The organism is Streptomyces endophytica, from assembly GCF_026153355.1.
Taxonomy (GTDB): domain Bacteria; phylum Actinomycetota; class Actinomycetes; order Streptomycetales; family Streptomycetaceae; genus Streptomyces; species Streptomyces endophytica.
In genome coordinates, this window is record NZ_CP110636.1 from 6,048,732 (window position 1) to 6,068,292 (window position 19,561).

Here is a 19,561-nt window from a genome sequence, read left to right on the forward strand (position 1 = left end):
TCATTTGCGCAGGATGGGGGCGAGAAGGCAACTGCCCCGCGCCGTGGGGCATCTGAGGGAGGACCAGTCGTGCGCGCACCCGCCGCCGAGCACCCCCGTCGGCCGGTGCCGTGGTTGCGGCCGACGATCCGGGTACGGCTGACGCTGCTGTACGGCGGGATGTTCCTGGTGGCCGGGGTCGTGATCGCCGCACTGATCGGTGACTGCCTCCGGGCGCACGGCGCGCTGACGCTGGACCGCTTCGTGCACCGTTCGTTGCTGGCGTTGCTGGGGTTGACGGTGGTGGCGTTCGCGTTCGGTTATGCGATGGCGGGGCGGGTGCTGTCGCCGTTGGGGCGGATCACGCGGACCGCGCAGCGGGTGGCGGGGTCGGATCTGCACCGGCGGATCGAGTTGGGGGGTCCGGACGACGAGCTCAAGGAGCTGGCGGACACCTTCGACGAGATGCTGGACCGGCTGGACCGGGCGTTCGAGTCGCAGCGGCGGTTCGTGGCCAATGCCTCGCACGAGCTGCGGACGCCGTTGGCGATCAACCGGACGCTGCTGGAGGTGCAGCTGGCCGATCCGGACGCCTCGCCGGAGCTGGCGCAGCTGGGCAAGACGCTGCTGGCCACCAATGAGCGCAGTGAGCAGTTGGTGGAGGGGTTGTTGCTGCTGGCGCGCAGTGAGAACAAGGTCGTGGACAAGAAGCCGGTGGATCTGTCGGAGGTCGCCGCGCAGGCCGTGGACCAGATCCGTGAGGAGGCGCAGGCCAAGGGTGTGGTGCTGCGGGGGGTGCGGCAGCAGGTCTTCGTGCAGGGCAATGGTGTGCTGCTGGAGCGGATCGCGCTGAATCTGGTGCAGAACGCGGTGCGCTACAACGTGCCCGAGGGGTGGGTGGAGGTGAGTACGGAGCCGCAGCCGGGGTGTGCGGTGCTGGTGGTCACCAACACCGGGCCGGTGGTCCCCGCCTATGAGGTGGAGAATCTCTTCGAGCCGTTCCGCCGGCTGCGCACCGAGCGCACCGGCAGCGACAAGGGCGTCGGCCTGGGCCTGTCCATCGTCCGCTCGGTCGTCCGCGCGCACGACGGCACCATCACGACGGAACCCCGCGAGGGCGGCGGCCTGACCCTGCGGATCGAACTGCCCGCCTCCTAGGAGGTCTCTCCCCCCTCATCGGACACGTACGGACGGAGCGCTTCCCGGAGGTCCGCTTCGAAGCGGGCGTAGTGGGTGCGGAGCGGGGTGCCGGGCCAGTCCGGGGGGAGCAGGGCGCCGGGGAGGAGGGGGTCGGCGAGGAGGTGGCGCAGGGCGGCCGCGGCGATGGTGAAGCGGTCGGCGAGGGCGTCTGCGCGGTCCAGCGCGGCCATCAGGGCGCGGGCGTGGGCCGCCCAGGCGTCGAGGTCCCAGAGCCGGGCGGCGAGGGCGGCCGGGTCGTCGTCCGGGGTGCCGGTGAACCAGGTGCACTGCTCGGTGACGACCGCCGGGCGGGGCCGGTCGAGGTTGGCCGGACGCAGCCAGCTGCCCTCGCGGAGTTCGGCCAGCCGGAGGCCCGCCATGGCCTGCCGGAGCGCGGTGCGTTCCGCGGCGGGGCGGCGTTCGGCCGTGGTGACGACGGCGATCTCCCAGTCCCCGTGCCAGCGGCGGGTGGGCGGGGTGCGGCTCTCGTCCTGGCGGGCCTGGCGGGCCAGGAGGCGGCTGGTGAGGGCATAGGTGCCGCCGGTCTGCCGCAGGTCACCGGCGGCGACCATGCGGGACAGGGCGACCCGGACGGTGCCCTCGGCGACGCCGAAGAGCTCGCCGACCCGTACCAGGGCGCGGGCGGGCAGGCGGGGCGGATGGTGGCCGAGGAGGGTGCTCAGCACGATGGAGCGGGCGGTGAGCGGCCGCAGCCGGTCGAGGGGGGTGGGGCCGTCGTCGTTCATGGGTGGCTGGGGGTTCATGGGTGGCTGGATTTTACGGGGCGGCGGTCGGCGGCCCGGTGGCCGGTGGCCGACGCCCCGGCCGGTATTACATACTTCTCTCGGGTGTTCGGAATCTGTAATGTCGAGGGTATGACCGTCACCCATGAAGTCGTGAATCAGGCCCCGCCGCTGACCGGGTTCAGTACGGCGGACGAGCCGGCCCTGCGGGAGGCGCTGCGGCGGTACGGCGCCGCGTGGGGCGAGCCGGAGGTGACCGCGCTCGGGTCGCTGGCCGGTTCGGCGGCGGTGCAGGACCAGGCCCGCTGGGCGGAGCAGCAGCCGCCCCGGCTGCACACCCACGACCGGTTCGGGCACCGCGTCGACGAGGTCGAGTTCCATCCCGCCTGGCACCAGCTGATGACCGTGGCGGTGGAGCAGGGCCTGCACGCCGCGCCGTGGACCGACGACCGCCCGGGGGCGCATCTGGTGCGGGCCGCGAAGTTCTACGTGTGGTCGCAGGCCGAGCCGGGGCACGGCTGCCCGATCTCGATGACGTACGCCGCGGTGCCCGCGCTGCGCGCCGCGCCGGAGCTCGCCGCGCGGTACGAGCCGCTGCTGGCCGCCCGTTCGTACGACTTCGGGCTGCGCGCCCCGCTCACCAAGTCGGGCCTGATCGCGGGCATGTCGATGACGGAGAAGCAGGGCGGCTCCGACGTGCGGGCCAACACCACGCGGGCGGTGCCGGCCGGCGACGGCACGTACCGCCTCACCGGCCACAAGTGGTTCACCTCGGCGCCGATGAGCGATCTGTTCCTGGCGCTGGCGCAGACCGAGGAGGGGCTCGGCTGCTTCCTCGTACCGCGGGTGCTGCCGGACGGCGCGCTCAACGGGATGCGGCTGATGCGCCTGAAGGACAAGCTGGGCAACCGCTCCAACGCGTCGTCCGAGATCGAGTACGAGCAGGCGGTGGCCTGGCCGGTCGGCGAGCCGGGCCGCGGGGTGCGGACCATCGTCGAGATGGTGAACATGACCCGGCTGGACTGTGTGCTCGGCTCGGCGGCCGGGATGCGGGCGGGGCTGCGGCAGGCGCTGCACCACACCGCGCACCGGCGGGCGTTCGGGCGGGAGCTGGACCGGCAGCCGCTGATGCGCTCGGTGCTCGCGGACCTGGCGATCGAGTCGGAGGCGGCGACGCTGCTGGGCCTGCGGCTGGCGGCGGCGGTGGACGGGGCGCAGGCCGGGGACGCGCAGGAGGCGGCGCTGCGCCGGCTGGCGCTGGCGGCCGGCAAGTACTGGGTGTGCAAGCGCGGCAGCGCGCACGCCGCGGAGGCCCTGGAGTGCCTGGGCGGCAACGGCTACGTCGAGGACTCCGGTATGCCGCGCCTCTACCGGGAGGCGCCGCTGCTGTCCATCTGGGAGGGCTCGGGCAACGTCGCCGCGCTCGACGTGCTGCGGGCGCTGGGCCGGGAACCGGCCGCGCTGGACGCGTTCTTCGCCGAGGTGGAGCAGGCGGCGGGCGCCGACCGGCGGCTGGACGCGGCGGTGGCCGGGCTGCGCAAGCTGACCGGTGAACTCTCCAACCCGGAGCGGGCGCAGCTGATGGCGCGTGCGCTGGCGGAACGGATGGCGCTGGTGCTCCAGGGTTCGCTGCTGGTCCGGCACAGCGATCCGGCGCTGGCCGACGCGTTCTGCGCGACGCGGCTCGGCGGCGAGTGGGGGCATGCGTACGGCACGCTGCCGCCCGGCGCCGGTCTGACGGCGATCCTCGAACGGGTCCGGCCGTGGACGCCGGACGCGGCGACCAGGGGCGGGGCGGCCGAGCGCACGGCGGCCGGGGTCGCGGCCGTCGGGGGCGCGGTCTGATGTCCGTACGGGTGGAGCGCGCCGGGCCGGTGACGACGGTGGTGCTGTCGCGGCCGGACCGCCGCAACGCCGTGGACGGCGCCACCGCACGCCAACTCGCCGCTGCCTTCCGGGAGTTCGAGGCGGACGACGGGGCACGGGCGGCGGTGCTGTGGGGTGCGGGCGGGACGTTCTGCTCGGGCGCCGACCTGAAGGAGGTGGGCACCGAGCGGGGCAATCGCGTGGCGGCGGACGGCGACGGGCCGATGGGGCCGACCCGGCTGCGGCTGAGCAAGCCGGTGATCGCGGCGGTGACGGGCCATGCGGTGGCCGGCGGGCTGGAGCTGGCGCTCTGGTGCGATCTGCGGGTGGCCGAGGAGGACGCGGTCTTCGGGGTGTTCTGCCGGCGGTGGGGCGTGCCGCTGATCGACGGCGGTACGGTGCGGCTGCCCCGGCTGATCGGGGCGAGCCGGGCCATGGACCTGGTCCTGACCGGCCGGCCGGTGCCGGCCGCGGAGGCGCTGGCGATCGGGCTGGCCAACCGCGTGGTGCCGACCGGCACGGCGCGCGCGGAGGCGGAGGCGCTGGCCGCGGAGCTCGCCCGCTTCCCGCAGGCGTGTCTGCGCAGCGACCGGGCGTCCCTGCTGGACCAGGAGGGCCGGGACGAGGAGGCCGCGATGGCCGCTGAACTCCGTTACGGGCAGGCGGTGCTGGCCGAGGGGCTGGAGGGCGCGGCGCGGTTCGCCGCGGGCGCCGGACGGCACGGCGTACCGGCCGGGGAGACGGGAGACGCGACGGGACCGGGCGCCCTCGGGGAGACGGGCGGGCCCGGGTGACCGGGAGGGCCCGGCGGCTCCGGACCGTCACTCGCGTAACTCCCTTGTCGTGATCGTTCCATGGCCGGGAGGATGACGGCATGCCTGACGCCACCTTCACCGCACCCGACGGGACCGAGCTCAGCCATCACGTGCTGGGTGCGGGAGAACCGTTGCTCTGCCTGCCCGGAGGCCCGATGCGGGCCTCCGCCTACCTCGGTGACCTGGGCGGGTTGTCGGCGCACCGGCAACTGGTGCTGCTCGACCTGCGCGGCACCGGCGACTCCGGCGTCCCGGCCGACCCGGCCGGCTACCGCTGCGACCGGCTGGTCGACGACGTCGAGGCATGGCGCCGGCACCTCGGCCTGGAACGGGTCGAGCTGCTGGCGCACTCGGCCGCCGGCGACCTGGCCCTCTCCTACGCGGCGCGGTATCCCGAGCGGATCGGTGCGCTGGTGCTGGTCCACGCACGGGGCCGGGCGCTCGGCGTCGACTTCACCACCGAGCACCGCCTGGAGGCCGCCGCGCTGCGGAAGGCCGAACCGTGGTACGAGTCCGCGCGCGAGGCCTTCGAGGCCATCTGGGCCGGTACCGCGACCGACGCGCAGTGGGACGCCGCCACGCCGTTCTTCTACGGCCGGTGGGACGCGGCCGCGCGGGCGCACGCGGCGGGCGAGGTGGCGCAGACCAACGACGAGGCCGCGGAGCGCTATGCGTCGGCCGGCGCCTTCGAGCCGGCCGCCACCCGTGCCGCCCTCGCCGCGCTGCGGGCGCCGGTGCTGTTCCTGGCCGGCGAGCTGGACGGCGCCCCGCTGCCCCGGGTCGCCGCCGACATCGCCGGATTGCTCCCCACCGCCGAGCTGACCGTCCAGCCGGGCGCCGGCCACTTCCCCTGGCTCGACGACCCGGACTTCTTCGTCCGGACCGTGGCGGCGTTCCTCGGCCGGGCGGGACGGGCCCAGCTCCCGGCGGCCGGCTGATCGACTGGTGAGGTCCACCGGGCGTTGTTGATCACCTGCGGCGCCCCGCGTAGCGTCGCCGTTCATGACCGAACTGACCGACCTCACCTACCCCGAGGTGGGCGGCACCGCCCGTTCACCGCTGCCGCCCGGCTACCACCACCTCCACGAGGAGCTGCCGATCGGCCGGGGCCGCGCGGTGCTCACCGCGGCGGGCGAGGCCCTCACCACCTTCCGGATGCACCGGGCGGCCGGCACCGGCATCCGGTCCGACGCCCCGCGGGCCGCCCCGGGCGTGGCCGTGGAGGTCTCCCTGGGCGTCGGCCCGCTGCGACTGCGGGCGCCCTGCCGGGTGGTGTGGACGGCGGACGAGGCGGACCGGATCGGCTTCGCGTACGGGACCCGGGAGGGGCACCCCGAGTGCGGCGAGGAGGCGTTCCTGGCCGAACTGCGCGCCGACGGCACGGTGTGGTTCACGGTGACCGCGTTCAGCCGCCCCGCGCAGCCCCTCACCCGGCTCGCCGGCCCGCTCGTCCCGGTGTTCCAGCGGGCCTACCTCCGCCGCCTCGGCCGCACCCTGCGACGGCTCGCGAACGCCTGACGGGGGGCACCGCGTCCGCTTTTCTCACCGCCTGATGCCGTACGGGGACGGGTAGTTACCGACGCGTAGCAAAAGCGTCGCTGATCGCCATACGTCCACCTCCGCTTCATCTTTTCGTCACCATCACCCCTGCCGGCCGTGAGAAAAACCAGGCATGTGTGAAGACGAACTGATCCCGCCGCAGGCGGACATGACCGAGCGGGAGTGGCTGCGGGTCGGCGCGGAGGCGGCGGGCGCCGGGGCGGCGCCGGTGCCGACGACGGGCCGGGTGCCGCAGTGGGTGAACCGGCGGACGCTGCTGGGCGGCGCGATGGCCGGTGCCGCGCTGGCGGTACTGCCCTCCCCGGCCCAGTCCCCCGCCTCGGCCGCGCCCCGCCTCGGCGCGCCGGGAGCCTTTCCGTTCCCCGAACGGCCCAACGGAAAGGGCGAGTTCGCGATCCTGGTGACCGGAGACGCCGGGACCGGGGACGAGGCGCAGTACGCGGTGGCGGCCGCCGCGCGCGACATCTGCCGCGGCGAGGGGGTCGGCCTGGCCGTCGGGCTCGGCGACAACATCTACGAGAACGGGCCGGAGTCCGACCACGACTCCGAGTTCCAGGACAAGTTCGAGAAGCCGAACAACGGCATCGACGTGCCCTGGCTGATGGTGCTGGGCAACCACGACTGCTCGGGGCTGATACCCGGCAGCGGCGGCGACCCCTCGCGCGGCGACCGCGAGGTCTCCTACGCCAGGACGTCCAAGCGCTGGTACATGCCCTCCCGTTACTACCGCGTGCCGCTGCCCGCCGCCGACCCGCTGGTGGAGTTCTTCGCCATCGACACCATCCCCTGGTCGTCGTACGTCGCCCAGCTCGACCCGTACTACCGCTGGGACGGCCCGTACATGCGCGCCCAGCGCAGCTGGCTGGACGAGGCGCTGCGGACCTCCCGGGCACGCTGGAAGGTGGTGATCGGCCACCACCCGTACCTCAACAACGGCAAGCACGGCAGCGCCGGTTCGTACGACGGTTTCGAGATCGGGAACTACACCAGCGGCGTCCACCTCAAGGACATGTACGAGAAGGTGGTGTGCGGCCGGGCCGATCTGATCCTGTCCGGGCACGACCACACCCTGCAGATCCTGGAGCCGACCGCGCGCACCGGCGGCACCCGCCAGGTGGTGTGCGGGGCGTCCGCCAAGACGGAGGACGGCAAGGCCCACTTCGCCAACCCGGCGGCCTGGCAGAACTTCTCCGACCACGGCTTCATGCTGCTGAAGGTGTCCGGCGCGCGGCTGACGATCGACGCGTACACCGTCGACGTGGCCACCCGCAAGGCCACCCTGGCGCACCGCACCCACCACACCCGCCCGGTCGCCGCGCCGACGGCGGCGCACGCCTGACCGCGGGCTCCGGTACCGAGGACGACTGAACCCTTCCCGGCCCTCTACCAGGTGAAGGTGGCCGAGGCGCCGGGAGGGAGGACGTAACGGGTGTGCCGGTGCGCCCAGTTGATACCGGCTGGCCGGGCGGTGCGGGTGTCGTTGTAGACGATCAGGACGGCGGAGCCGTCGGGGTTGCGCCAGGCGACGTTGGGGAGGGCGGCCGGGCCGGTGGAGGCGATGCGGCGGGCGCCGGGTTGCACGAACTTGGTGAGGTGGCCCATCGTGTAGTACTCGACGGTGTAGTCGACCCGGCCGCTGCGGTTATCGCCGTGGTGAACGGTGACCAGCCCGCTGCAGTCGGAGCAACCGCCCTGATGGGGACCGTTGTTCTGGTCCACGGCGAGCGACCACTTCGTCCAGCTGCTGCCCCAGTTGCGGGTGTAGTCGATGAGGTCGTGCATGTCCTGCTTCTGCTGGTCGGCGATCCACCGGCCGCCGGAGTGCTCGGTGTCGTGGACGGCCAGGCCCGGGTAGCGGTCGTGCACCCGGGTCTGCCGGGTGACCGCGCCCGCGTAGCCGTGCCAGGCCAGCCCGCCGAAGTTGGGGTGGCGGCGGACGGCCGGATCGTCGACGGTGGGTCGGGCGAACGCGTCGTAGCGGTCCCAGTTCCAGTCCAGGGCGAGGACCTTGGTGGGGAGCTGGGCCCGGCGCAGCGCGGGCAGCAGGTCGCGCTTGGTGAAGCGGGCGAGGTCGGCGCCGGTCCACCGCATGGACGGGTAACCGGCGCAGCAGGTGGGCTCGTTCTGGACGGAGACATAGTCGACCGGCACCCCGTGGTCGCGGTAGGCGCGGAGGTACTCCACGAAGTAGCGGGCGTAGCCGGCGTAGTACTCCGGCCGCAGCCGGCCCTGGTCGAGCCGGCCGTTGTCCTTCATCCAGGCGGGCGCGGTCCAGGGCGTGGCCATCACCTTCAGCGCCGGGTTGAGCCGGCGGGCCCGGGCGGTCAGCGGCAGGACATCGGCGAGGTCGTGGGCGACCGAGAAGTGCCGGAGGTCCGGGTCGGTCCGGCCGGCGGGCAGGTCGTCGTAGGTGTAGCCGGAGCGGGCGAGGTCCGAGGCGCCCATCGGATTGCGGAGGAAGCCCAGGCCGATGCCGTCGTCCGGGTCGAAGAGCTTGCGCAGGACCGTCGCGCGGGCCCCGTCGCTGAGCGCGCCGCTGCTGTTCATCAGCCAGGCGGCGGTGTCGGTGAACGAGGCGCCGCCGCCCTCGAACCGCTGGTAGGTCCGGGACGGGTCGACGGTGAGGGTGCCGCCGCGGCCCGGCCGGAAGGTGAGCGGTGCCTGCCGCCGCAGGCCCTGGACGACGTGCCGGCCGCCTGGGTCGGAAGTGGTGGTGAGATAGACCTGCATCCGGTGCGGCGCCGGGCCCGCGGGGCCCCGGGGCATCGGTGCCCCACCGGCCGCCCACAGCACCACGAGGCCGGCCACCCCGGCCGCGGACGTGGCCAGGACGCGCCGGAGGCGTCGCGCTCGTACGGCTCGCGATCCCATGGCCGGGCCTTCCTGTGCCGCGGGCAGTCAGGCGTACGCCTGATGGCTGCCCGGTCCCATGGTTCGGGAGGTGAACGTCCTGCGTCAAGGACCGTGGGGACGAGGGGAGTTGTACGGGGGGCGGGGCGCGCCCGCCCGCGCTTCCCGCACGTGCGGAACCGGCCGGAAATGCGGGGTGCGCGGGCCCCGCCTAAGGTGTTCGCATGGTGAGCCCACACGTCGCGCGCCCCCGGGCCACGAGGTGGGGCATCCGATGACGGCCCGGCCGGCCGGACCGGCCGACGAGGGCTACGACCCCCGGACCGACCGGGACTGGCGGCGGGTCGAGGAGGAGGCCCCCGGCGTCTCGCGGCACGAGCCGATCGGGCTGCGCGAGCGGCTCTCGCTCAACCGGATGGGCACCTTCGACTGGGACCTGGACCGCGGGTTCATGGACCTGGACCCCGGCGCCCTGGACGTCTTCGACCTGCGCCCGGAGGAATACGACGGCGCCCCGCTGTCCCTGGTGGCACGGGTGCCGCCGGAGGAGGGGCTGCGCCTGGACGAGGCGCTCTCGCAGGCGCTCCAGGACGGCCACTCGTCGTACGGCGCGTACTTCCGGGTCCGGTGCCGGGACGGCACGCGGCGCTGGACGCACTCGCAGGGGCGGATCCTGCACGACCCGGAGGGCACGCCGTACCGGGTCATCGGCATCGTCCGGGAGGCCACCGGCGAGCTGGCGGACTCCGCGCTGCTGCGCTCGCTGCAGCAGGACCGGCAGCGGCAGACCGTGATGGTGCAGCAGACCACCGCCGCGCTGTCCCGGGCGCTGTCCGTACGGGACGTGACGCGGGTGCTGACCGGTACCGGCGGCGCGCGGCGGTTCGGGCGGACGGGCTGGTGCTCGGCCTGGCCGCGAACGAGCGGTTCGAGGTCATCGCGGCCGCCGGGATGCTGGGCGAGGTCCCCGACGACATGATGAGCACGCGGCTGGACGACACCCTGCCGCTGTCCGACGCGGCGCGCCTGCGGCGGCCCGCCTTCCTCGGCACCCGCGGCGAGCTGATCGCCCGCTACCCGCGGCTGCGCCCGTACACGGACCTGCTGCCGGCGGGCAGCTCGGCCTTCCTGCCGCTGGTCGCCCAGAACACCGTGATCGGGGCGCTGGGGCTGTTCAACGCCGAGCCGGCGGTGCAGTCGCCGGAGGCCCGGAACCTGGCGCTGGCGCTGGCCGGCGTGGTGGCGCAGTCGGTGCAGCGGGCGACCCTGTTCGACCAGGAGCGGGAGCTCGCGACCGGGCTGCAGGCGACGATGCTGCCGCGCCGGCTGCCGCCCCTCGCGGGCGGCGCGGTCACCGTCCGCTACCACCCGGCGAGCGTCGGCCGGGACGTCGGCGGCGACTGGTACGACGTGATCGCGCTGCCCCAGGGCCGCACCGGGCTCGTCGTCGGCGACGTCCAGGGACACGACACGCACGCCGCCGCCGTGATGGGCCAGCTGCGGATCGCGCTGCGCGCGTACGCCAGCGAGGGGCACGCCCCGGAGACCGTGCTCGTGCGGGCCTCGCGTTTCCTGGCCGAACTGGACACCGAACGGTTCGCCACCTGCACGTACGTGCAGGCCGACCTGGAGTCGGGGGCGCTGCACGTGGCGCGGGCCGGCCATCTCGGCCCGCTGATCAGCAACACCTCCCGGCACATCGACTGGCCGGAGGTCCGCGGCGGGCTGCCGCTGGGGCCGGCCACCCACTTCGGGCCGGACCACTTCCCGGAGACCCAGCTCTTCCTGGAGCCCGGCTCGACGCTGCTGCTGTGCACCGACGGCCTGGTCGAGCAGCCCGGCCGGGGCATCTCGGCCGGGATCGAGGCGCTGTCCGAGGCGGTCCGCACCGGGCCCGCGGACCTGGAGGAGCTGGCCGACCACCTGTCGGCCCAGCTGTGGGCCGACCCCGGCTCGGAGGACGACATGGCCCTCCTGCTGCTGCGTCGGGAGCCGGGCCCGGGGGCCGCGACCACACCGCGGCTGCGGCTCCACGTCCACCAGGCCGATCCGTCGGGCACCGGCGAGGTCCGCTCGGCGCTGCGCCGCACGCTCGACCAGTGGCGGGCGGGCGCCGTCCTGCACGACATCGAGGTGGCGGCCTCGGAACTGATCGCCAACGCGCTGACGCACACCGAGAGCGGCGCGCTGGTCACCGTGGAACTCCTGCCCGGTGCCCCGCACCGGATCCGGCTGGAGGTCGAGGACCGCTCCAGCCAGTGGCCGCGCCGCCGCAGCCCCGGCGAGACCGCGACGTCGGGCCGGGGCCTGCTGCTGGTCGAGGCACTGGCGGAGCGCTGGGGCGCGGAGCCGCGGGGCAACGGCAAGGCGCTGTGGTGCGAGTTCCTGGTGCCGGCCGGCCCGGGGCGGTGACGCGGCCCCGTCCGGCACCGATGTGCGCGCCGGCCGGAGCCGCCCCTGACGCCCCTTCCGGGGCACTCACCCCTCGGGGCCGTACCAGAGCGTCGTCATGTTGCAGAACTCCTTGATGCCGTGGCCGGACAGTTCCCGCCCGTAGCCGGACCGCTTGGCGCCGCCGAACGGGAGGCCGGGGTGGGAGGCGGTCATGCCGTTGAAGTACAGACCGCCGGCCTGGATGTCCCGGGCCAGCCGGGCCTGTTCGTCGGGGTCGCGGGTCCAGGCATTGGAACTCAGCCCGAACGGGGTGTCGTTGGCGAGTTCGATCGCCTCGTCGAGGTCGGCGACCCGGTAGAGCGTGGCGACCGGGCCGAACGCCTCCTCATGGTGGATACGCATGCTCGGGGTGATGCCCGCCAGGACCGTGGGCTCGTAGAACCAGCCGGCCCGGTGCTCGGGCGGCCGCCGGCCGCCGCACAGCGCGGTCGCACCCTGGTGGACCGCGTCGTCGACGAGTTCCTCCAGGTCGGAGCGGCCCTGCTCGCTGGAGAGCGGTCCGACGTCGGTGTTCTCGTCCATCGGGTCGCCGACGGTCAGCGCCGCCATCCGCTCGGTGAACCGCTCACTGAAGGCGTCGTAGACGTCGTTGTGCACGATGAACCGCTTGGCCGCGATGCAGGACTGCCCGTTGTTCTGCACCCGGGCGGTCACCGCGACCTTGGCGGCCTTGTCGAGGTCGGCGGAGGGCAGCACCACGAACGGGTCGCTGCCGCCGAGCTCCAGCACGGTCTTCTTGACCTCGTCACCGGCGATGGACGCCACCGAACGCCCGGCCAGCTCGCTGCCGGTCAGCGTCGCGGCGGCCACCCGCGGGTCACGCAGGATCTCCTCGACGGCGCCGGAGCCGATCAGCAGGGTCTCGAAACAGCCCTCGGGATACCCGGCGCGACGGAACAGCTCCTCCAGGTAGAGGGCGGTCTGCGGCACGTTCGAGGCGTGCTTGAGCAGCCCGGTGTTGCCCGCCATCAGCGCCGGGGCGGCGAACCGTACGACCTGCCAGAGCGGGAAGTTCCACGGCATCACCGCGAGGACCGGGCCGAGGGGCCGGTAGCGGACCACGGCACGCATCGCCCCGGAGTCACCGACGTCCGCCGGGTCGGGGTGCTCGTCGGCCAGCAGCCCCTCGGCGTTGCGGGCGTACCAGCGCATGGTCTTGACGCACTTCGCGGCCTCCGCACGGGCCTGGACCAGCGGTTTTCCCATCTCGGTGGTCATCGTGCGGGCGATGCCGTCCTGATCGGCCTCCAGCAGGTCGGCGGCCTTGAGCAGCAGTTCCGTACGGCGGGCGAAGCTGGTGGTGCGGTGGATCTGGAACGCCTGCTCCGCCCTGACCAGGCGATCCTCGATCTCGCCCGCGTTGAGCGCGTCGAAGGTCTTCAGGGTCTCGCCGGTGGCCGGGTTGACCGTGGCGATGGCCATGGTCAGCACCTCCTAGGAAAGCGGTGAGGGAGCGGGGGACGGATCCGGGACCGGGTCGGGTCCGGGCGGACGCGGTATCGGCGACGGTTCCGGAGGGATGGGGTCCGGTGGCCCGGGCGGGGTCGGCGGTCCGGGAAGCGGGTCGGGGGTGGGATTCGGCGGCGGGCCTCCCGGATCCGGCGGCCGCGTGGGCTCCGGATCGCGGTCGAGCGTGCGCTCACGGCGCGGATGCGGTTGCCGCTGCACGGCGGGCCTCCAATGAGAGGTTTTGTTCCTCAGGGTCCCCGTACCCGAGTCTGGCCGGTACATGGGCTCCCCGCACGTTCCGCTGCGCTTGGCCGGCTTCCCACGTACCTGGCTGCTCCGCCGTCGGGGTTGCTCACCGTTGTGCGCTTTGCGGCGCCCCGCACGTACCTCGCCGTCCCGCCGCGGGGCTTTCTCGCCGTTGCGCGCTTTGCGGCGCCCCGCACGTACCCGTCTCTCCCGCCGCGGGTCGTCTCGCCGTTGCGCCTGGCGGCGGGCGTGGTGTTTTCGGGTGCGGTGCCGGCCCTCCAGACTTCGTCCTCCGGTCCAGCCCCTCCCGTGAGGGGGAGGTAAGAGCTGGTTGGGGGCGTGCCCTATCCGTTGCCTGCGGGCACGTGGGCATTACGTGCACCCCCACCGGCCTTCACTTCCCCTCTCACGGGAGGGGACGGGCCGGAGGGGCCGGTTGTGTGGACGTAAAGCGTCAGCAGTCCACACAACCGGCCCCGGAGGTCCGTCACCGCACCCAACAACCACCCAGCCCGCCGCAGGCGCCACGGCGAGCAAGACCCGCGGCGGGACGGCAAGGTACGTGCGGGGCGCCGCAAAGCGCAACGGCGAGCGAGCCCCGCGGCGGGACAGCCAGGTACGTGGGCGGCACCGCAAAGCGCAGCGGACGGGTACGTGGGGATCAGCCGCGAAGCGGAAAGTGGCAGGAGGCGCGGTGCCCCGCGCCGGCCTCCACCGCCGGTGGCGGCTCCGCCGCACACCGGTCCGTCGCGAAAGCGCACCGTGTGCGGAACCGGCATCCCGACGGCGGGGACGCGGCCGACGGGGTCTCGCCGCCGAGGGGGCGGGAGGCGGGGTCGGACGGGCGGACCGTGTCCAGCAGCCCGCGCGTGTAGGGGTGGAGCGGGCGGTCGAAGACCGCCTCCGCGGGGCCGGTCTCGACGAGTTTGCCGAGGTACATCACGCCGACCCGGTCCGCGACGTGCCGCACCACCGCCAGGTCGTGCGATATGAAGAGGTAGCTGAGGCCCTTCTCCCGCTGCAGGGCGCGCATCAGGTTGAGGATCTGGGCCTGGACGGAGACGTCGAGCGCGGAGACCGGTTCGTCGGCGACCACGAGGGAGGGGGCGAGCGCCAGGGCGCGGGCCAGCCCGAGGCGCTGGCGCTGGCCGCCGGAGAATTCGTGCGGGTAGCGGTCCACGGCGCCGCGCGGCAGCCCGACGTCGTCCAGGAGCCCGGCGATCCGTCGCTGCCGGGCGGCCCGGTCGCCGATGCCCTGGATGACCAGGGGTTCGGTCAGTACGGCGCCGACCCGCATCCGGGGGTCCATGGCCGCGGCCGAGTCCTGGAACATCAGCTGGACCTCGCGCCGGTGGGCGCGCAGCTCGCCGCCCCGGAGCGTGGCCAGGTCGCGCCCGGCGATCTCGACGGTGCCGGTGGTGGGCGCCTCCAGGCCGACCGCCAGCCGGCCGAGGGTGGATTTGCCGCAGCCGGATTCGCCGACGATGCCGAAGGTCTCGCCGCGCCGGACGGTGAGCGAGATCCCGGCCACCGCGCTGATCTCGGCGGCGCCCCGGCGGCGGGCGAACGGGCCGCCGTGCAGCGGGTAGCTCTTGGCCAGGTCGGTGAGGCGGAGCAGCGGTGCGTCGGTGCAGGGCGGGGCCGTGGCGGGGGCGGGGGCGGGCGGGCGTACCTCGGCGACCGGGTCGGCGCCGGGGGCCGGGCCGGCCGGGTGGAAGCAGGCGAAGGCGTGCGCGCTGCGGTCGGCCGGCCGGCCGCCGTCGGGCCCGTCGGTGAGCTCCGGTTCGGCGGTGCGGCAGAGGTCGGTGGCGAAGCCGCAGCGGGGCGCGAAGCGGCAGCCGGTGGGGCGGGTGGTGAGGACCGGCGGGAGGCCGGGGACGGTGGCGAGCGGGCGCGCGGGGTCGGGGGCGTGTTCCGGGAGGGCGGCGAAGAGGGCCTGGGTGTAGCGGTGCCGCGGGGCGGCGAACAGCGGTCGTACGGGGGCGCGTTCGGCGATCCGGCCGCCGTACATCACCGCGACCCGGTCCACCCGGCGGGCGATCACCCCGAGGTCGTGGGTGACGAGGATCAGTGCCATGCCGAGCCGGGCGCGCAGTGCGTCGACGAGTTCCAGGATCTGGTGCTGGGTGGTGACGTCGAGGGCGGTGGTGGGCTCGTCGGCGATCAGCAGGTCCGGTTCGCAGACCAGGGCCATGGCGATCGCGACGCGTTGCCGCATGCCGCCGCTGAGCTGGTGCGGATAGTGGGTCATCCGCTCGGCGGGGCGGGGCAGGCCGACCAGGCCGAGCATCTCCTCGGCCTTGGCGCGGGCCTCGGTCCTGGTCAGCCGGGTGTGCAGGCGGAGCGGTTCGGCGACCTGGGCGCCGATGGTCATGGTGGGGTTGAGCGAGGTCAGCGGGTCCTGGAAGACCATGCCGACGGTGTGGCCGCGGACGTCGCGCAGGACGGGTTCGGGAGCGGCGGCCAGGTCCGTGCCGTGGAAGAGGATGCGTCCGCGGGTGATCCGGCCGCCCGCGGGGAGCAGCCCGAGGACGGAGAGGGCGGTGAGGGTCTTGCCGCAGCCGGACTCGCCGACCAGGCCGAGCGCTTCGCCGGGGGCGAGGTCGAGGTCGATGCCGTCGAGGGCGTGCACGGTCCGGTCGCGGGTGGCGATGTCCACGTGCAGGTCGTCGATGCGCAGCAGGGGTTCGGTCATCGGTGGCTGCCCCGTCCGGTGTCGAGCCGTACGTCGAAGGCGTCCCGCAGTCCGTCGCCGAGGAAGTTGAAGGCCGCCACGACCAGCACGATCGCGATGCCCGGCGGGAAGATCAGCCACCAGTGGCCGACCTGGGTGTAGGTGATGCCGGCGGAGAGCAGCGAGCCCCAGTCGGCGGCGGGCGGCGGCAGGGAGAGGCCGAGGAAGGAGAGGTAGGCGACGTAGAGGATGGCGTCGGCGATCTGGAAGGTGGCGTTGACGACGACGGTTCCCAGGGCGTTGGGCAGGATGTGCCGGAACACCGCCCGGGTCCCGCCGCCGCCCATCAGCCGCATCGCGTGGACGTAGTCCCGGCTGCGCAGCGCCAGCGCCTCGCCGCGCAGCAGCCGGGCCGGGGAGAGCCAGGCGACGGAGGCGATGACCAGGATGAGGACGGGCTTGCTGGGGGTGACGAGGGTGGCGACCACGACGAGGAGGAAGAGCGCCGGGATGGCGAGCGCGGCGTCGGTGACCCGCATCATCACGGCGTCCAGCCAGCCGCCGAAGTAGCCGGCGACCGCACCGTAGACGGTGCCGACGAGGGTGGCGAGCAGGCCGGCCGCCAGTCCGACCTCCAGGGAGGTGCGGCCGCCGTACATCAGCCGGCCGAGCAGGTCGTAGCCGAGGTCGGTGGTGCCGAGCGGGTGGCCGGCGCCGGGGGCGCGGTTGGCCTGGGTGAGGTCGGTGTGGATCTGGTCGGTGGGGTGGAGCAGCGGGCCGAGGAAGCAGAAGGCGAGCAGGGCCAGCAGGATCAGGGCGCCGGTCAGGGCGAGCTTGTTGCGGCGGAAGCCGGTCAGGACGCGGTGGACCGGCCCGGGGACGGCGGGCGCGGCGTCCTGCGGTGCGGGGGCGGTGGGCGTCACGGCACGCTCCTGATGCGCGGGTCGAGGACGGCGTAGGCGACGTCGGCGAGCAGGGAGCCGAGGACGGTGGCGACGCCCACGACGAGGGTCACGCCCAGCAGCACGGGGAAGTCCGAGCCCTGTGCCGCGTTCCAGAACAGCAGCCCCATGCCCGGGTAGTTGAACATCGACTCGACGACGAGGGTGCCGCTGAAGAGGGTCGGCAGGTAGAGGCCGAGGAGGGTGACCAGCGGGATGAGCGCATTGCGCAGCACGTGCCGGACCAGCACCCGGGCGCCGGACTGGCCCTTGGCGCGGGCGGTGCGGACGTAGTCCTCGCCGAGGTTGTCGAGGACCGCGGAGCGCAGATAGCGGCTGAAGGCGGCGATGATTCCCAGGGCGGTGGTCACGACCGGCAGGACCAGGCCGGCCGGCTCGGCGAGGATCCCGCCGACCGTGTCGGCCTGCGGCGCCTCGGCGGGCAGCAGGGGCAGTTGCTGGCTGAAGACCAGGACGAGGACCAGCCCGAGGAAGAAGACCGGGGTGGCGTAGGCGAGGAAGGCCAGACCGGTGAGGACGTGGTCGGCGGCGCGGCCGCGGCGCACCGCCTGGAGGATGCCGAGCGGTACGGCCAGGACGGCGGCCAGCGCCAGCGACAGCCCGGCCAGCAGGGCGGTCCTGGGGAGCCGTTCGGTGAGCAGCGAGCCGACGCTCTGGTTGAGCTTGTAGGACTCCCCCAGGTCGCCGGCGAGCAGCCGGCCGAGGTACATCAGGTACTGCTGGGGCAGTGAACGGTCGTATCCCTGCTGGTGGTTGAAGTGCGCGACGGCCTGCGGGGTGGCCTGCACGCCGAGGATGGCGCGGGCCGGGCCGCCGGGGAGCAGGTGCAGCAGGACGAAGACGATGACGGAGACCAGCAGCAGGACGACCAGGGCCTGGGCGAGGCGCTTGGCCAGGAAGCGGATCACCGGCCGGCACCGCCCTTCTTAACGTAGTACCAGTCCTGCGGGGTCAGCGACAGCGTGGGGTTCTGCTCGACGCCGCGCAGGTCGTTGCGGAGGGCGGAGACCTGGTAGGCGGGGTTGGGGGTCCACAGGACCGGGAGGCGGCGGGCGACCTCGCGTCCGTAGGCGCGCAGCGCGGCGGGATCGTCGGAGTACTCGGTGGCCCGGATCAGTTCGTCGGTCCGCGGGTCGGACCAACTGCCCATGTTGGACGGCGCGTTGCTGGCGAAGATCTGCTCCCCGCTGGGGTCGGGCGGGAAGTACCAGCTGCCCTGGGTGCCGAAGAAGCCGAGCTGCCAGGCGGAGCAGACCGGGTCGCCGGTCTTGCAGGGGACGGTGGTGCCCAGGACCGTGTTCAGCGGCTGCTGCCGGACGTCGAGGGCGACGCCCGCCTTGCCGAACTCCGACTTGAGGACCTGCATGGTGTTGGAGGTCTCGGTCGAGCCGGACTGGGAGAGCAGCGAGAGCCGCAGCTCCTGCCCTTCCTCGATGCCCGCGCCGCACGCCCCGGCGCCGCGCCCGGCCCGCACGCAGCGCAGCACACCGTCCCGGGCGGCCCAGCCGTGGCCCGCCAGCAATGCCTTCGCCCGCTTCGGGTCGTACGGGTACGGATCGGCGTCGAGCAGACCGGCCGGGACGGGGCCGAGGGTGGGCGCGGCGCTGCCGTGCCAGATCACCCGGGAGATCGCCTTCTGGTCGATGAGGTGCTGAAGCGCCTGGCGCAGATAGGTCTGCCGCAGCAGGGGCCCGGCGGTGGGGTGGTGGTAATTGAGCACGATATAGGTGATCGCCCAGCCCTCCCAGGGGTCGATGCGATAGCCCATCTCCCGGAATTTCGCCGACTGGGCCATGACGGACGGCGGCAGGTAGCCGTAATCGACACCGCCGGCCCGTAGTACGTTGAATTCGGAGTCGGCGGTGGTGAAGGGCTTGAGGACGACCCGGTCGAGATGGGGTTTGTCCGGTCCGCTGTAGTGGGTGTTGGGGATCAGCTCCACCTGCCCGGACGTGGTCCACTTCGCGATCCGCCAGGGCCCGTCGACGGTCTTCCAGAGCGGGTCGGTGGCGAACGCGGAGAACTGCCGGGCGTGCCGCATCAGCCGGGCGAAGGCCCGCCGGGGGTTCTCGTGGCGCGGGTTCCAGGCGTGCACGGGGAGGGCCACGAAGTCCTGGAGCTCGTTGGCGGTGAACCACGTCGGGTTGTAGGCGCGGTCCAGCCGGAGCCGGAAGGTCTGGTTGTCGAGGACCTCGAATTCCTTGACGTCGTCCGGCATCAGCTTCGGTGAATATCCGGCCCATTCCTCTTTGTTGGCCTTGATGAGATCGAACCAGAATTTCACGTCGCGGGTGGTGACGGGGCGCCCGTCGGACCAGCGGTAGCCCTTTTTCAGGGTGATGGTGACGGTGTCGTTGCCGTCGCCGTAGCGGGGTTTTTCGGCGAGGCCGCGGGGTGAGTCCAGGGTCAGCGCGTCGCCCTTCTTCTCGGGCAGGTAGAGCCGCAGGAACAGCAGGTCCTGGATGGCGCTGTTGTAGGAGGCCAGATAGCCGGGGGCGCCGATCGGGAAGATCCAGTTGGGGGTGGAGGCGGGCGGCAGCGCCATGGTGGCGGTCCCGCCCTCGACGGGCACACCACCGGTGGCACCCAGCTCTGTGACAACGTTGCCAGGCGGCCCGCAGCCGACCAGGGCGGCGACACCGATCAGCGCCGCGGCCAGCACTCGGCCGACGCGGCCGCCGGGGACAACTCGGCCGACGGGGACAACTCGACCGACGAGGACAACTCGCCTCATGGGCCGGGGAGTTCGTGTCCTGTACAGGCCCATGCTGCCTCCGGGAAGGT

General features: G+C 73.6%; 13 protein-coding genes and 1 pseudogene. 7 read left to right on the forward strand and 7 right to left on the reverse strand.

The annotated features are described in order from the left end of the window. Nucleotides 1–69 precede the first annotated feature (69 nt). Complete coding sequence (locus tag OJ254_RS27050) at nt 70–1,137, forward strand: sensor histidine kinase (RefSeq protein WP_265364468.1); 1,068 nt, start codon at nt 70–72, stop codon at nt 1,135–1,137. Here the strand turns inward: OJ254_RS27050 and OJ254_RS27055 are convergent. Next, the gene (locus OJ254_RS27055) at nt 1,134–1,904 is read right to left on the reverse strand and encodes a PaaX family transcriptional regulator C-terminal domain-containing protein (RefSeq protein WP_423836041.1); all 771 of its coding nucleotides are present in this window, start codon (nt 1,902–1,904) and stop codon (nt 1,134–1,136) included. The two genes, OJ254_RS27050 and OJ254_RS27055, sit on opposite strands and share 4 nt — an antisense overlap. A 129-nt stretch (nt 1,905–2,033) precedes the next feature. Here OJ254_RS27055 and OJ254_RS27060 point away from each other — a divergent pair, with 129 nt between their 5' ends. The 5 genes from OJ254_RS27060 (at nt 2,034) to OJ254_RS27080 (ending at nt 7,481) form a co-directional block, all read left to right on the forward strand. Beyond that, nucleotides 2,034–3,746, forward strand: coding sequence for an acyl-CoA dehydrogenase family protein (locus OJ254_RS27060; protein ID WP_265364470.1), 1,713 nt, complete (start codon nt 2,034–2,036; stop codon nt 3,744–3,746). Further along, nucleotides 3,746–4,561, forward strand: coding sequence for a crotonase/enoyl-CoA hydratase family protein (locus OJ254_RS27065; protein WP_265364471.1), 816 nt, complete (start codon nt 3,746–3,748; stop codon nt 4,559–4,561). Before OJ254_RS27060 ends, OJ254_RS27065 begins: the two co-directional genes overlap by 1 nt. 80 nt (nt 4,562–4,641) lie before the next feature. After that, nucleotides 4,642–5,520 (forward strand): alpha/beta fold hydrolase, encoded by an 879-nt coding sequence (locus OJ254_RS27070; protein ID WP_265364472.1) that lies wholly within the window; start codon nt 4,642–4,644, stop codon nt 5,518–5,520. 73 nt (nt 5,521–5,593) lie between these two features. Further along, nucleotides 5,594–6,100 carry a DUF1990 family protein gene (locus OJ254_RS27075; RefSeq protein ID WP_265365323.1) on the forward strand — a complete coding sequence of 169 codons (507 nt, stop codon included), beginning with the start codon at nt 5,594–5,596 and terminating at the stop codon, nt 6,098–6,100. A gap of 154 nt (nt 6,101–6,254) precedes the next feature. Beyond that, nucleotides 6,255–7,481 carry a metallophosphoesterase gene (locus OJ254_RS27080; RefSeq protein ID WP_265364473.1) on the forward strand — a complete coding sequence of 409 codons (1,227 nt, stop codon included), beginning with the start codon at nt 6,255–6,257 and terminating at the stop codon, nt 7,479–7,481. A gap of 44 nt (nt 7,482–7,525) precedes the next feature. On the opposite strand, the gene OJ254_RS27085 is transcribed toward OJ254_RS27080, so the two are convergent. Continuing rightward, nucleotides 7,526–9,013: a glycoside hydrolase family 30 protein gene (locus OJ254_RS27085; RefSeq protein WP_341483737.1), complete on the reverse strand. Its 1,488-nt coding sequence runs from the start codon at nt 9,011–9,013 to the stop codon at nt 7,526–7,528. 253 nt (nt 9,014–9,266) lie between these two features. On the opposite strand from OJ254_RS27085, the pseudogene OJ254_RS27090 reads away from it, so the two are divergent. Continuing rightward, nucleotides 9,267–11,404: pseudogene (locus OJ254_RS27090) on the forward strand (SpoIIE family protein phosphatase). 66 nt (nt 11,405–11,470) lie between these two features. Here OJ254_RS27090 and OJ254_RS27095 read toward each other — a convergent pair. The 5 genes from OJ254_RS27095 to OJ254_RS27115 form a co-directional block, all read right to left on the reverse strand. Then, a complete protein-coding gene (locus OJ254_RS27095; protein ID WP_265364474.1) occupies nt 11,471–12,868 on the reverse strand; it encodes an NADP-dependent succinic semialdehyde dehydrogenase in 1,398 nt (465 codons plus the stop codon). Nucleotides 12,869–13,802: 934 nt separating this feature from the next. Continuing rightward, nucleotides 13,803–15,836 (reverse strand): dipeptide ABC transporter ATP-binding protein, encoded by a 2,034-nt coding sequence (locus OJ254_RS27100; RefSeq protein WP_265364475.1) that lies wholly within the window; start codon nt 15,834–15,836, stop codon nt 13,803–13,805. Beyond that, nucleotides 15,833–16,738: an ABC transporter permease gene (locus OJ254_RS27105; protein ID WP_423835969.1), complete on the reverse strand. Its 906-nt coding sequence runs from the start codon at nt 16,736–16,738 to the stop codon at nt 15,833–15,835. Before OJ254_RS27105 ends, OJ254_RS27100 begins: the two co-directional genes overlap by 4 nt. After that, nucleotides 16,735–17,685: an ABC transporter permease gene (locus OJ254_RS27110; protein WP_265364476.1), complete on the reverse strand. Its 951-nt coding sequence runs from the start codon at nt 17,683–17,685 to the stop codon at nt 16,735–16,737. The genes OJ254_RS27105 and OJ254_RS27110 overlap by 4 nt, the downstream gene beginning before the upstream one ends. Further along, a complete protein-coding gene (locus OJ254_RS27115; RefSeq protein WP_265364477.1) occupies nt 17,682–19,511 on the reverse strand; it encodes a peptide ABC transporter substrate-binding protein in 1,830 nt (609 codons plus the stop codon). The genes OJ254_RS27110 and OJ254_RS27115 overlap by 4 nt, the downstream gene beginning before the upstream one ends. Between the last annotated feature and the right edge of the window lie 50 nt (nt 19,512–19,561).

Excerpts from the sequence above, each read along its gene's own strand:
- OJ254_RS27055 (WP_423836041.1), bottom strand. The coding sequence starts at position 1,904 with ATGAACGACGACGGCCCCACCCCCCTCGACCGGCTGCGGCCGCTCACC.
- OJ254_RS27060 (WP_265364470.1), top strand. The coding sequence starts at position 2,034 with ATGACCGTCACCCATGAAGTCGTGAATCAGGCCCCGCCGCTGACCGGG.
- OJ254_RS27065 (WP_265364471.1), top strand. The coding sequence starts at position 3,746 with ATGTCCGTACGGGTGGAGCGCGCCGGGCCGGTGACGACGGTGGTGCTG.
- OJ254_RS27070 (WP_265364472.1), top strand. The coding sequence starts at position 4,642 with ATGCCTGACGCCACCTTCACCGCACCCGACGGGACCGAGCTCAGCCAT.
- OJ254_RS27080 (WP_265364473.1), top strand. The coding sequence starts at position 6,255 with ATGTGTGAAGACGAACTGATCCCGCCGCAGGCGGACATGACCGAGCGG.
- OJ254_RS27085 (WP_341483737.1), bottom strand. The coding sequence starts at position 9,013 with ATGGGATCGCGAGCCGTACGAGCGCGACGCCTCCGGCGCGTCCTGGCC.
- OJ254_RS27095 (WP_265364474.1), bottom strand. The coding sequence starts at position 12,868 with ATGGCCATCGCCACGGTCAACCCGGCCACCGGCGAGACCCTGAAGACC.
- OJ254_RS27100 (WP_265364475.1), bottom strand. The coding sequence starts at position 15,836 with ATGACCGAACCCCTGCTGCGCATCGACGACCTGCACGTGGACATCGCC.
- OJ254_RS27115 (WP_265364477.1), bottom strand. The coding sequence starts at position 19,511 with ATGAGGCGAGTTGTCCTCGTCGGTCGAGTTGTCCCCGTCGGCCGAGTT.